Origin of the sequence: Caballeronia sp. SEWSISQ10-4 2 (assembly GCF_030464885.1) — a bacterium.
Classification (GTDB): Bacteria; Pseudomonadota; Gammaproteobacteria; order Burkholderiales; family Burkholderiaceae; genus Caballeronia.
Genome location: NZ_JALPRJ010000038.1, coordinates 46,133 through 58,712, shown reverse-complemented (window position 1 = coordinate 58,712; position 12,580 = coordinate 46,133). Strand labels below are relative to the sequence as shown.

Sequence of the window (12,580 nt, the reverse complement as noted above, 5' to 3'; positions counted from 1 at the left end):
TTCGCCAGAAACTGGCGTATGAGCACGCGCCTACCGATAAAAATAGGAGAAACTTCGTGCCGATCGCTGTCGATCAACCCGTTCCCGATTTCACCGCGCCCGCAACCGGCGGCGACTTTTCGCTGTCGACTCTGCGAGGCAAGAAAGTCGTGCTGTTTTTTTATCCAAAAGACAACACGCCGGGCTGCACGACCGAAAGCCTGCAGTTCCGCGATCTCTATGAGCAATTCAAGGCTGCGGGCGCTGAAGTCGTCGGCATCTCGCGAGACAGCGTGAAGTCGCACGATAACTTCAAGGCCAAGCTGGAACTGCCGTACACGCTGATATCCGATTCCGACGAAGCCATCTGTTCGCTCTTCGGCGTCATCAAAATGAAGAAAATGTATGGCAAGGAAGTACGCGGAATCGAGCGTTCGACCTTCCTGCTGGACGCCAAAGGCGTGCTTCGCCGGGAGTTCCGTGGCGTAAAGGTTCCAGGTCACGTAGAGCAGATTGTGGAAGCTGTACAAGCGCTTTGAGGCACGTTATATTGATTCGCAATGAGCGCTTGCCCCTCCCTCCATTTCTCTTTACGTAGCGTCCGGTGTTTCGCGGTTTCCCCCGCGACCGGCACGGGTACCCGCTACACGCCACGTCCGGAATCCAGGGGCGTGGTGGAAGTCGAAAGGCGTGTTGAAGCAGGCGCTGTAGAGCCGCTGGTCCCATCGTCCGGGACGGCGGCTTTTTTGTTTGCGGACGCTCCCTCACCTGCAGCGCGTGCGCCCTGGGCGTCCCGCGCCGTCCGTGCGTTTCATCCCCCGTTTCATCTTCAGGACGCAACTTCCAAGGAGCCGATCGAAATCTAGGCGAACCGGCGTTTTCGAAACCGAAGCGCGTCTCCGGGCGCAAACTGCATCGACGTCTACCCTTCTGGCATGAGGGCCCGAAAGTCGACCCGGCAGGATGCGACAGGCGACGCACGACATACGATCCGAATCCTTTCGAGGGAAACCATGCCTTTGCCTACTGCACCCGTCAAGCTCGGCAACCTCCTGCCGTCTGAAGAATACAAAGCCAAAGCCCGGCCTGCCCGATCATCGAAAAAGCAGGCAAGCGATGGCGATCTGGTTGATACAGAAACCGATTTCGGCGCGAGCGTCGGTGCTTTGCGGCCTGCTGCCGCGAACACCGCCAATACGTTGCGCGCCATCGCCAGCGAAACGCTCGCGAACGCGGCAAAAGGCTCGGCGGTAGAAGCCTCCGACGCGGCACCTGCCGCGCGCACCCGCCGCGCGAAACAAACGGCGGCTCTGCTGCAACCCGCTGCCGCGCCGGCCGAACAGGTCGAAACCGCAAAGCCCACCGTCGCCCGCGCGCCGGTCGAAGCACGCGAACGCGCTCGCTCCGAAGCGCCTGCCGCGCCCGTGGCCACAGCCGTTCAGCCGCGTGGTCAGCAGAAACGTCGCCAGCGTGGTCAGCCGGAAAACGAGATCGGCAAGCTGTTCGTGCTCGACACGAACGTGCTGATGCACGATCCGTCATCGCTGTTCCGTTTCGAGGAACACGACGTCTATCTGCCGATGATGACGCTCGAGGAACTCGATAACCACAAGAAGGGCATGTCGGAGGTGGCGCGCAATGCGCGTCAGGTCAGCCGCACACTGGATGCGCTGGTGGCGCACGTCGGCGAGATGGCGGCGGGATTGCCGTTGTCCGCGCTGGGCAATCGCGATGCAACCGGCCGCCTGTACTTCCAGACCACGCTCACGGACATTGAGCCGGTTGAAGGTCTGCCGGTCGGCAAGGCCGACAACCAGATTCTCGGCGTAGTCCGCGCGCTGCAGAAAGAACGTACGGATCGCCAGGTCGTGCTGGTGTCGAAAGACATCAACATGCGCATCAAGGCTCACGCGCTGGGCCTGCCGGCTGAAGATTATTTCAACGACCAGGTGCTGGAAGACAAGGACCTGCTCTATTCCGGCGTGCGCGCGCTGCCTTCGGACTTCTGGACGAAGCACGCGAAGGGTATGGAAAGCTGGCAGGACACCAAGACGGGCACGACGTATTACCGCGTGACCGGTCCGCAATGCGCGTCCATGCTCGTGAACGAGTTCGTTTATTTCGAACCGCAGAACGGCGAACCGTCGTTCTACGGCATCGTGCGCGAGCTGAACGGCAAGACGGCGCTGCTGCAAACGCTACGCGATTACAGCCATCACAAGAACAATGTGTGGGGCATCACGTCGCGCAATCGTGAGCAGAATTTTGCGCTGAACCTGCTGATGAACCCCGACGTGGATTTCGTCACGCTGCTGGGTCAGGCCGGTACCGGTAAAACCTTGATGGCGCTGGCCGCCGGCCTCGCGCAAGTGCTCGACGACAAACGCTACAACGAGATCATCGTGACGCGTGCGACGGTTCCCGTGGGCGAAGACATCGGCTTCCTGCCGGGTACGGAAGAGGAAAAGATGCAGCCGTGGATGGGCGCATTCGATGACAACCTCGAAGTCCTGCAAAAAACCGACGACGCTGCCGGCGAATGGGGCCGCGCCGCGACTCAGGAACTGATCCGTTCGCGCCTGAAGGTGAAGAGCATGAACTTCATGCGCGGCCGGACGTTCGTGGACAAGTACGTGATCATCGATGAAGCGCAGAACCTGACGCCCAAGCAGATGAAAACGCTCGTTACGCGCGCAGGTCCGGGCACGAAGATCGTGTGTCTGGGCAATATCGCGCAGATCGACACGCCTTATCTGACGGAAGGCAGTTCTGGGCTGACGTACGTGGTCGACCGCTTCAAGGGCTGGACGCATAGCGGTCACGTCACGCTCGCACGTGGTGAACGGTCACGGTTGGCGGATTACGCGTCCGAGATTCTTTAAGTTTCCTGACACGTTTTAAGAGCCCGGCAAGCAATGCTTGCCGGGCTCTTTTTGTCTTTTCATCGGGTATTGAGCAAAAAACACGTCCCGCCGAAGCAACACTTACAGCGTAAACCTCAAGTGACTTATCAAGAAAACTTGCCGCAGCCCCGGCTGACGGGCTAGTATCGCGAGACCGCCATCACGGCGAGCGCTCATGTTCACCCTCGGCTCGCCCTCCCGAATGCGTCGATTCTGGTCACTGCTGCTTCTCACCCTCCTCGTCGCCGCGTGCTCCAGCGCGCCGACGCGGGTGTCGCGTGCACCGGCCACATCGAGCACCACCGCTTCCAACCGCACCTTCGCTACGCCATCAGGTTTCCCGAATTTCGTCGATCACAGCGTCGGACGCGAGGAAATTTCCATCCAGGCGATGTCGCTGGTCGGTGTGCCGTATCGCTGGGGCGGGAACACGCCCGAAGCCGGTTTCGATTGCAGCGGACTTGTGCGATATGTCGTGGATCGAGCGGCATCGGTGAATCTCCCACGCACGACCGCGGACATGAGCGGACGTGGCGAATCTGTTGAACCCGACGAAGTCGCGCCCGGCGATCTGATTTTCTTCAACACGACAGGACGGCCACACTCGCACGTCGGAATTTATGTGGGCAAGCTGCGGTTCGTGAACGCGCCGTCGACGGGCGGAACCGTGCGGCTTGATTACCTCACCAACCCATATTGGGCCAAGCGTTTCGATGGCATCAGACGCGTCGCGCCGCCGAAATCCGCGCCCACACCATTCGATCCCCCGACGTACCTGGCATCGCCGGTCCCCCTGCCAGCTGATAGCGCATCGGGCCAGGGGACACAGGTTGCGGCGTCGAGCAGCAAAGCTACCGTCGCGGATCGTTATGAACCGCCACCCGTTATAGCAGCTGCACAACGGCCGGCTGCGGGTTCTCAGCCGATAGCAACTACGACGACCGCGACAGGTTCATACCGCACCGCCGCCGATCAGTTCGAACCGCCGCCGCCTTCGCTTTCCGCCGCGCAGCGTCAATCGCAGGCAGCAAACGCGATGTCGCCGCCACGCGAGTCGCAGGCTGAATCGAACGCGGTCGCGGCGGTATCGAATTCCACCGATCCCGTCACAGCCGCCGCCGACGCATTCGAACCACCGCCGCCCACCGCCCGGCTGGCGGCCCAGCAAGCACGCTCGGTGCAAGAGCAACAACCGTCATCGGTTGGTCGTATTCCTGCATCGGACCCCGCCGTCCACGTGATGCGCGCATCGACGAATTCGTTCGTGCCCACGCGTCCCGCTGCGACCGACGACCCCATCGCGAAGTTCGCTAACGGCAGCTACTGAGCCGTCGCTTAAGCCCCTATTCCGGAACCGCACATCCCCCGGCAGCGTCTGCTATCGTGTCTCGATAACGATTCCACGCATTAACGAATCGACCATCGGCCTCGATAGGAGTGAACCTCATGGACTTGGGACTCGCCGGCAAAGTCGTGCTCATCACGGGCGGCAGCAAGGGTATCGGCTTCGCGTGCGCGCGGGCGTTTGCAGCGGAAGGCGCGCGCGTCGCGATTGTTTCGCGCGATGCAGCAAACCTCGCACGCGCTCGCGAACAACTCGCGAAAGATGGCTTTCACGTGCATCTCGCGCGCGCCGATCTTCACGAGGCGCACAGTGCGCAAGACGTCGTGGAAGAAGCTACCGGTGCGCTCGGCCCGATCGATATTCTCGTGAACTGCGCGGGCGCCGCGAAACGCTACGATCCCGATCTCCTCGATGCCGACGCCTACAAAACCGCAATGGAAGCGAAGTATTTCCCCTGCATCTACCCGCAGCAAGCCGTGCTCAAGCAAATGGCCGAACGGCTGAGGGCGAACCCGAAAGCCGAGCCGGGGGCAGTGGTGAACATCATCGGGATGGGCGGGAAGATTGCGAGCGATATTCACATCGCGGGGGGCGCGGCGAACGCAGCGCTGATGCTGGCGACGGTTGGACTCGCGCATCATTACGCGAAGCTCGGCATTCGGATCAACGCCATCAATCCGGGCGCGACACTAACGGAACGCGTGGAGGAATCGCTCGCGCTCGAGGCGCAAAGACAAGGGATCACGCGCGACGAAGCGCTGGCCCGCGGACAGGCAAAAGTGCCGCTCGGCCGATACGCGAACCCCGAGGAAATCGCCGACGTTGCGCTGTTTTTAGCCAGTCGCCGCGCGAGCTACGTATCTGGCGCGATCATTCCAATGGATGGTGTTGGCGCGCCGCTGATCTGAAGCGCGAAGCGGGTGACCTGACCAAGGCGCCCGGCCATCACCCGCTTCAAAGAAAGCGATGCCCAAGCCACCAGGCGGCAGCGGACATCACGGCCGATGCGGGAATCGTCAGGATCCAGGCCCAGACGATATTCCCCGCCACGCCCCAGCGCACCGCGCTGAACTTCTGCGTCGCGCCGACCCCGACGATCGCGCCGGTGATCGTATGCGTGGTCGACACGGGAATACCGAGAAACGACGCAACGAACAGCGTGATCGCCCCGCCCGTCTCCGCACAAAACCCGCCGACCGGCTTCAGCTTCGTGATCTTCTGGCCCATCGTGCGGACGATGCGCCAACCGCCGAAGAGCGTACCGAGCCCCATCGACAGATAACATCCGCCGATCACCCAAACCGGCGGCGCATCGGCCGTAGCCGATGCATAACCGGCCGCGATCAGCAGCATCCAGATAATGCCAATAGTTTTCTGCGCGTCGTTACCACCGTGTCCGAGGCTGTACAAACCCGCCGATATCAGTTGCCACCGTCTGAAGCGCCGGTCTACCTTGGAGGGCGGCGTCCGGAAATACATCCACGACACGACCAGCATGAGCAACGACCCGAGCACGAAACCGAGCAGCGGCGAGATAAAAATAAACGAGACAGTCTTGAGCAAGCCGTCCATGTTTAATGAGTCCCACCCCGACTTCGCCCACGCCGAACCGATCAATCCGCCGATCAGCGCGTGCGACGAACTCGACGGAATACCGTAGCGCCACGTAATGAAGTTCCACCCGATCGCCCCGGCGAGCGCGCCGAAGATCACATATTGATCGACGATAGCCGGATCGATCGTCCCTTTACCGACGGTTGCGGCGACCTTCAGATGGAAGACGAAATACGCAATGACGTTGAACGCGGCGGCAAACGCCACGGCTTGCTGGGGTTTCAGCACGCCGGTGGACACGACCGTTGCGATTGAGTTGGCGGCGTCGTGAAAGCCGTTCATGAAGTCGAAAACCAGTGCGACCACGACGAGTGTAATGACAGTCCAGAGGGCGAGTTGAATCGAATGCATCGTTTATCGAGTAAGTGGCGCGGCTGAAATCAGGCGTTTTCCAGCACGATGCCTTCGATGATGTTCGCGACATCCTCGCATTTGTCGGTGATCGTCTCGAGCAGTTCGTAGATTGCCTTCAGCTTGATCAGCGTCTTGACGTTGTCCTCTTCGCGAAAGAGTTTGGACATGGCCGAGCGCAAGACCCGGTCCGCATCCGATTCCAGGCGGTCGATCTCTTCGCAGATCTTGAGGATTTCGCTGGCGCGTTTCATGTCAGCGAGTAGCTTGACGGCATGCTGCACGCGCTCGGCGGTGGCGGTACAAATGTGCGCGAGCTGGCTCATTTCCGCCGTCGATTCACGTACGTCGTACAGCGAAATGGCGGTGGCGACATCTTCCATCAGGTCGAGGATGTCATCCATCGTCGTGATGAGCTTGTGGATTTCGTCGCGATCAAGCGGCGTGATGAAGGTCTTGTGCAACAGATCGATGGTTTCGTGCGTGAGCTTGTCAGCACGTTTTTCGTTGGTCTGGACGTTCTGCTTGTGGACCTCCATCTGGTCCATGTTGTCGATCAGCAGTTCGAGTTCGTGACTTGCGTCGACGATGCACTTTGCGTGCGCATTGAAGATTTCGAAAAATTTGCCCTCGGTGGGCATGAAGCGACCGAACATTAAAGCTCCGAAATTCTATTTTTTTAATTAAAATCAACCAGTTACAATAATTCTCGCAAAACCATAATTGATCGATACGAAATTTATACGAAAAATCGACTTGCAACAATTCACCGTGACGATTTCGTGACAACTAGTGATTCTATCGGATAGTTCTCGATCACAGGCGCGCATGGTCTACGCATGTACCGGAGCCATCGCTCGGTTTTTGCCTCCTCCGGGCTCGATACCGTTCCGTAACTCGCTTGATACGCGAGGAGCGCGGCGGGTTACGCGAACCAACGAAGATCCCGTAAGATATTATTTAATGCTTACAAGACGGCTACACATTCGGGGGTAACGTGAGTGAAGGAATCCCGTTCATGAACACAACGGTTCGTGGGGGCCGGATATATCAAACGACCATCCTTGTCCCGCAATCGTCCGTAGCGTCGTTCCCACAGGGCGCGCACTGAATAACCGAACTACCTGCTATGCAGGCCCAAGCAGCGATCTGAGATTCCGACCTTCCCTCGCGTGCGCGCGCGTCATGGGGTAATTCCAAATCCCGCCTCCGCAACCGCTTGCGCGCATCATGGGTTATTTCGAAACTTCCCTTATCGTTCGATTTCGTTCACCGCGCAGGGCCAACCCTCGATTCCAACAAGGCGCTCAAAGCGTAACTACAAAAACATCTGGTCTAGCATTGTTTTTGTAACTACAATAACCGCATGCGCATCGAATATGACCAAAACAAAAGCGAGGCGAACGAGCGCAAACATGGCGTATCGCTCGTGCTCGCCGCAAAAATAGATTGGTCCGCTGTGTGGTGCGCGCCGGATGATCGCCGGGACTATGGCGAGCTTCGCGAGATTGGTTACGCGCCGATCGATGGGCACCTGTATTGCGTGCTGTTCACGCAGCGCGGAGAAGCGTTCCGCGTCATCAGCCTTAGACGGGCGAATTCGAGAGAGGTTAAACGCTATGTCGAGCAAACCTAAGCTTCACATGCCAACACCGGACGAAGATGCCGTGATCCAGCGAGGCATTGACGCCGACCCAGATACGTTCGTGCCAACCGATGAACAGTTCGCGCAAATGAAGCGGCGCGGCGGTCGCCCGAAAGTTGCCAAGCCAAAAGTGTCCGTGACGATCCGATATGACCATGATGTAGTCGAGCGGTTCAAAGCAAGCGGTGACGGCTGGCAAACCCGCATGAATGACGCTTTGCGCGACTGGATCAAGACACATCGAATCTGATTCGAAACACGCGGCCCGCTCGTGAAGAAATCATCGGCGGGCACAGTGTTACAGGATCGGCTTACCCTTTGGGCCGACAACGCTAATAACCCGGCGGTTCGTCGTCATCGTCGGGAGTTGCTTTCCCCGCCCGCTCGATTGCTGCGGCCAGCAACACGGCGCGGCTCTTTTCCAGCGATTCAATGCGAGCCAGCAGGATCGAAGCCTTAGCGCCGCAATCGACGCGTTCGTACACATGCTCGGGACCGGCTCCGAACATGAAAATCCCGGAAGGCGGCTCAAAATGGCGCTGACATAAAAGTGCCACATTGTACCTTCGCGGGACCGCCGCCGCACCCTGACGGGCGTCAAATCGAGTGCGTGCGGCGTATCAATTCCCTAGTCGCCGTAGAAATTCTGTGCCCCGGCAAAATTCTCGAACTTCGTGTATTGCCCTTGGAACGTGAGCCGAACAGGACCAATTGGACCGTTGCGCTGCTTACCGATGATGATCTCCGCCGTGCCCTTATCCTGGGTATCGGGGTTGTAAACCTCATCGCGATAAATGAAAAGAATCACGTCCGCGTCCTGTTCGATAGCGCCGGATTCCCGCAAGTCGGACATGATCGGACGTTTGTTCGGACGCTGCTCCAACCCGCGATTCAACTGCGAAAGCGCCATCACGGGAACATCAAGTTCCTTGGCGAGACTTTTGAGCGAACGCGAGATTTCCGAAATTTCCGTCGCGCGGTTTTCACCGGCCGAACCGGAGCCGGACATGAGCTGCAAATAATCCACGATGATCAGGCCCAGCTTCCCGCATTGCCTGGCCAGACGACGCGAGCGCGAGCGCAATTCCATCGTGTTCAGCCCACCGGTTTCATCGATAAAAATTTGCGCCTCGCTCATTTTCTGCACCGCGTGCGTGAGCTTCGGCCAGTCTTCGTCGGTGAGACGGCCGGTACGCATTCTGTGCTGGTCCAGACGGCCGACCGAGCCCAACATACGCATAGTGAGCTGCGTGCCCGGCATTTCCATGGAAAACACAGCCACCGGCAGGCCATATTCCACAGCCACGTACTCACCGATATTCATCGAAAACGCGGTTTTACCCATCGATGGCCGGCCGGCCACGATGATCAATTCGCCGCCGTGCATGCCCGACGTCATCCGGTCGAGATCGACAAAACCTGTCGGCGTGCCGGTCACGTCGCTCGGATTGGCGGTGTGATAAAGCGTGTCAATACGCTCGACGACCTGCGTGAGCAGCGGCCCGATCTCGAGAAAACCCTGCGTCCCGCGCGCGCCGCTTTCCGCGATCGAGAACACCTTCGCCTCGGCCTCGTCCAGCAACTGGCGCACTTCCTTGCCTTGCGGATTAAAGGCATCGGCGGAAATTTCATCGGCGACTGAAACCAGCCGGCGCAACACCGCGCGATCCCGTACGATTTCCGCGTATCGACGAATGTTCGCCGCACTCGGCGTGTTCTGCGCCAGCGCGTTCAGATAGGCCAGCCCACCGACTTCCTCGGCCTTGCCGGTGTTCGTCAGCGCCTCGTAGACGGTGATCACGTCGGCTGGACGTGTGGTCGCGATCAGCTTGCCGATCGCCTCATAAATGATCCGATGGTCGTAGCGATAGAAATCGCTGTGCGACATCACGTCCGCAATACGGTCCCATGCGGCGTTATCCAGCAGCAGGCCGCCAATGACGGACTGCTCGGCTTCGATGGAGTGCGGCGGAACTTTCAGCGCATCCAGTTGGGGATCTTTCGACGGTGCGTTCATGGGGAGGAATTATCGGCGAAATGACGGGCGGCGGCGAGACCGGAAAAACAAAAAGGCGGGAACCGCTCGCGGTTCCCGCCTTTCTTTTACTGCGGCACTACTTTTGCATCAGCGGCAGGACTCAGCCCGGCCGGCTAGATACTTAAGCGTGTTCGCCCAGCACCGACACCGTGACGTCAACAACCACGTCGGTGTGCAGTGCGATCTGGACGGCGTGATCGCCAACCAGCTTGAGCGGGCCGTCGGCCAGACGCACTTGCGACTTTTCGACTTCGGCCAGACCTTGCTTCTTCAACGCGTCAGCGATGTCCGCGTTCGTCACCGAACCGAACAAACGACCGTCGACGCCAGCCTTTTGCGAGATCTGAACGGTAGCACCGCTCAGCTTTTCGCCCAGGGCCGTAGCGACTGCCAGCTTTTCAGCCGCAACCTTTTCCAGATCGGCACGGCGCACTTCGAATTCCGCGATTGCGTCTTTCGTTGCACGGCGAGCCTTCTTGCCCGGGATCAGGAAGTTACGTGCGTAACCGTCCTTGACCTTCACGATGTCGCCGAGGTTGCCCAGGTTGACGACTTTTTCCAAAAGAATGATTTGCATTTGGCTTTTTCCTTATTGCGTCGTCTGATTAGGCCTTGTGCAGGTCGGTGTACGGCAGCAGCGCGAGAAAACGAGCGCGCTTGATAGCCGTATCGAGCTGACGTTGGTAGTGAGCCTTCGTTCCTGTCAGACGAGCCGGCGTGATCTTGCCGTTCTCACCAACGAAGTCCTTCAGCGTTTCCGTGTCCTTGTAGTCGATGTACTCGACATTGGCCGCGGTGAAACGGCAGAACTTCTTGCGCTTGAAGAGCGGGTTTTGTTGCTGACGACGTTTGTCGAATTTCTTACCAGTCGGGCGGGGCATGTTCAGTCCTTTCCAATATCCTGCAATTCTGTGATGTGAAACACCAGGGTTCGCGCGTTGCGGCTTTTCTTGGCCATGAAGCCCGTGAAGAGCGTTTCAACGCCCATCGCGATGCCTTCCAGCTTGCCGCTCGCAGCTCCGGCCGCTACCGCCGGGAGAGTCAGTTCGATTTGCCGGGCAATGCCCGCTTCGACGACTTCCGTACGGTGATGCAACGTGCAACTTGCGATCGGGACGCCGGCGGGGGTGTACCGCACCGGTTCGCGTTCCACGACGCTTGCTGTCAGTTGCAGCCGGTTCACTTAAATCCTGGTGGCTTGACGCCTGTAAGGGCTGTCTATTAAGCCTGCGCTTCAGTCGACGGCTGGCTGGCCGCCTTCTTGGCTTCTTCGCGATGCACTTCCTTCATCATCGGCGACGGACCGGTTTCGGCCTTCTTCATCTTGACAATGAGGTGACGCAGCACAGCGTCGTTGAACTTGAACGCGTGTTCCAGTTCTTCGAGCGTTTCCTGGCTGCATTCGATGTTCATGCACACGTAGTGAGCCTTCGCGAGTTTCTCGATCATGTAAGCCAGCTGACGGCGGCCCCAGTCTTCGATGCGATGGATCGAACCACCGTGAGTCGTGATCGTGGTTTTGTACCGTTCGATCATGGCGGGCACTTGCTCGCTTTGATCCGGATGCACGATAAATACGATTTCGTAATGACGCATTGTTACTCCTTGAGGATATAAAGCCACCCGGGCGTCGGACCGGTGCGGCAAGAGAGAAGCCAGCGATTATAGCGAGATCAGGTCGGCCGCACAACTGATTTACGCATTTCGCGGTTTACTTCCGCTGTGTTTTCAAGGGCTTAGCCGTGTGAAGCTGCGTTCCCCCGGAGCGTCACCGTTCGCGGCTCCAGTAATCCGGCTGCGCATAGATTTTCTTCAAATAATCAATGAAGTAGCGCACTTTTGCGGGCACGTAGCGCTGCTGCGGATAGACCGCGAGGATGTCGTAGTCGGGCAGCGCGAACTCGTCCAGGACGGTTTCCAGCTCGCCGGCCGCCAGTTGCCGCTGGATCTCCCACGTGGAGCGCCAGCCGAGCCCGTGCCCTTCCGACACCCACCGGTGCAGCAATTCGCCGTCGTTGCAATCCAGGTTGCCGGAGACACGCACCGTCACGAGTTTGCCGTTGCGACGGAAATACCAGCCGCGGTTCTGGCCGCCCTGCAAGTTGAACGCGAGGCAGTTGTGGCGCGGCAGGTCATCGAGGGATTTCGGCTTGCCGTACTTTTTGAAATACGCCGGCGTGCCGCAGACCACGCGGCGGTTCTCCGCTAGTTTCACCGCCACGAAGTTCTGGTCGACCGCGCCGCCGATCCGGATCGACAGGTCGTAACCTTCGCGGATCAAATCGGCTACGCGGTCGTTCAGGTTGAACGACATCTGCAGCGCGGGTTTATCGGCGAGAAAACCGGGGGCGTGGGGCGCCACGTGCATCCGTCCGAACGCTGCGGGCGCGGACACGATCAGATGGCCATCGACGGTGCGCTGGCCATCGGCGAGTTCGTCTTCAGCCTGGTTCCAGTCGGCCAGCAGTCCACGGCAGCGCTCCAGAAACGCCGCGCCCTCTTCGCTTACCACCAGCCGGCGGGTCGAACGGTACATCAATTTCACGCCCAGACGCTTCTCGAGCGCATCGATACGCCGCCCCAGAATCACTGGCGACACGCCCTCCTCCAGCGCCGCCGCGGCAAGACTGCCGGCCTCGGCGACCTTCACGAATGTCTCAATCTGCCTGAAGCGGTCCATTTGAGTGTCTCCATTCCATACTTTT

Annotated in this window: 15 protein-coding genes; 6 read left to right on the top strand and 9 right to left on the bottom strand. The window is 59.2% G+C overall.

Annotated elements, in window-relative coordinates; genetic code table 11:
* Positions 1–56 precede the first annotated feature (56 nt).
* The 4 genes from M0D69_RS24700 to M0D69_RS24685 all read left to right on the top strand — a co-directional run bounded on the left by M0D69_RS24700 (position 57) and on the right by M0D69_RS24685 (position 5,135).
* Complete coding sequence (locus M0D69_RS24700; RefSeq protein ID WP_301784488.1) at positions 57–518, top strand: peroxiredoxin; 462 nt, start codon at positions 57–59, stop codon at positions 516–518.
* Positions 519–992: 474 nt separating this feature from the next.
* Entirely contained in the window at positions 993–2,861 is a 1,869-nt protein-coding gene (locus tag M0D69_RS24695; protein ID WP_301784487.1) for a PhoH family protein, read from the top strand.
* 223 nt (positions 2,862–3,084) lie between these two features.
* Positions 3,085–4,209 (top strand): C40 family peptidase, encoded by a 1,125-nt coding sequence (locus tag M0D69_RS24690; protein ID WP_301784511.1) that lies wholly within the window; start codon positions 3,085–3,087, stop codon positions 4,207–4,209.
* 119 nt (positions 4,210–4,328) lie between these two features.
* The gene (locus tag M0D69_RS24685; RefSeq protein WP_301784486.1) at positions 4,329–5,135 is read left to right on the top strand and encodes an SDR family oxidoreductase; all 807 of its coding nucleotides are present in this window, start codon (positions 4,329–4,331) and stop codon (positions 5,133–5,135) included.
* Between the two features lie 46 nt (positions 5,136–5,181).
* Here M0D69_RS24685 and M0D69_RS24680 read toward each other — a convergent pair whose 3' ends face one another.
* A complete protein-coding gene (locus tag M0D69_RS24680) occupies positions 5,182–6,192 on the bottom strand; it encodes an inorganic phosphate transporter (RefSeq protein WP_301784485.1) in 1,011 nt (336 codons plus the stop codon).
* A 29-nt stretch (positions 6,193–6,221) separates the two neighbouring features.
* Entirely contained in the window at positions 6,222–6,848 is a 627-nt protein-coding gene (locus M0D69_RS24675; RefSeq protein WP_301784484.1) for a DUF47 domain-containing protein, read from the bottom strand.
* Between the two features lie 710 nt (positions 6,849–7,558).
* On the opposite strand from M0D69_RS24675, the gene M0D69_RS24670 reads away from it, so the two are divergent.
* Positions 7,559–7,828 carry a BrnT family toxin gene (locus M0D69_RS24670; protein WP_301784483.1) on the top strand — a complete coding sequence of 90 codons (270 nt, stop codon included), beginning with the start codon at positions 7,559–7,561 and terminating at the stop codon, positions 7,826–7,828.
* Entirely contained in the window at positions 7,812–8,087 is a 276-nt protein-coding gene (locus M0D69_RS24665; RefSeq protein WP_301784482.1) for a BrnA antitoxin family protein, read from the top strand. Before M0D69_RS24670 ends, M0D69_RS24665 begins: the two co-directional genes overlap by 17 nt.
* A gap of 82 nt (positions 8,088–8,169) precedes the next feature.
* On the opposite strand, the gene M0D69_RS24660 is transcribed toward M0D69_RS24665, so the two are convergent.
* From M0D69_RS24660 to M0D69_RS24630, 7 genes are all read right to left on the bottom strand, one after another.
* Complete coding sequence (locus M0D69_RS24660) at positions 8,170–8,346, bottom strand: hypothetical protein (protein WP_301784481.1); 177 nt, start codon at positions 8,344–8,346, stop codon at positions 8,170–8,172.
* A gap of 119 nt (positions 8,347–8,465) precedes the next feature.
* On the bottom strand, positions 8,466–9,854 hold the full coding sequence (locus M0D69_RS24655) for a replicative DNA helicase (protein WP_301784480.1): 1,389 nt from the start codon (positions 9,852–9,854) through the stop codon (positions 8,466–8,468).
* A 142-nt stretch (positions 9,855–9,996) separates the two neighbouring features.
* Positions 9,997–10,452, bottom strand: a complete 456-nt coding sequence (rplI, locus tag M0D69_RS24650; protein ID WP_301784479.1) for a 50S ribosomal protein L9 — start codon at positions 10,450–10,452, stop codon at positions 9,997–9,999.
* A 28-nt stretch (positions 10,453–10,480) separates the two neighbouring features.
* Positions 10,481–10,756, bottom strand: coding sequence for a 30S ribosomal protein S18 (gene rpsR / locus M0D69_RS24645; protein WP_047896822.1), 276 nt, complete (start codon positions 10,754–10,756; stop codon positions 10,481–10,483).
* Positions 10,757–10,758: 2 nt separating this feature from the next.
* Positions 10,759–11,058: a primosomal replication protein N gene (gene priB / locus M0D69_RS24640; RefSeq protein WP_047896821.1), complete on the bottom strand. Its 300-nt coding sequence runs from the start codon at positions 11,056–11,058 to the stop codon at positions 10,759–10,761.
* Between the two features lie 38 nt (positions 11,059–11,096).
* On the bottom strand, positions 11,097–11,471 hold the full coding sequence (rpsF, locus tag M0D69_RS24635) for a 30S ribosomal protein S6 (RefSeq protein ID WP_047896820.1): 375 nt from the start codon (positions 11,469–11,471) through the stop codon (positions 11,097–11,099).
* Positions 11,472–11,643: 172 nt separating this feature from the next.
* Positions 11,644–12,555 carry a LysR family transcriptional regulator gene (locus M0D69_RS24630; RefSeq protein WP_301784477.1) on the bottom strand — a complete coding sequence of 304 codons (912 nt, stop codon included), beginning with the start codon at positions 12,553–12,555 and terminating at the stop codon, positions 11,644–11,646.
* Positions 12,556–12,580: the final 25 nt, after the last annotated feature.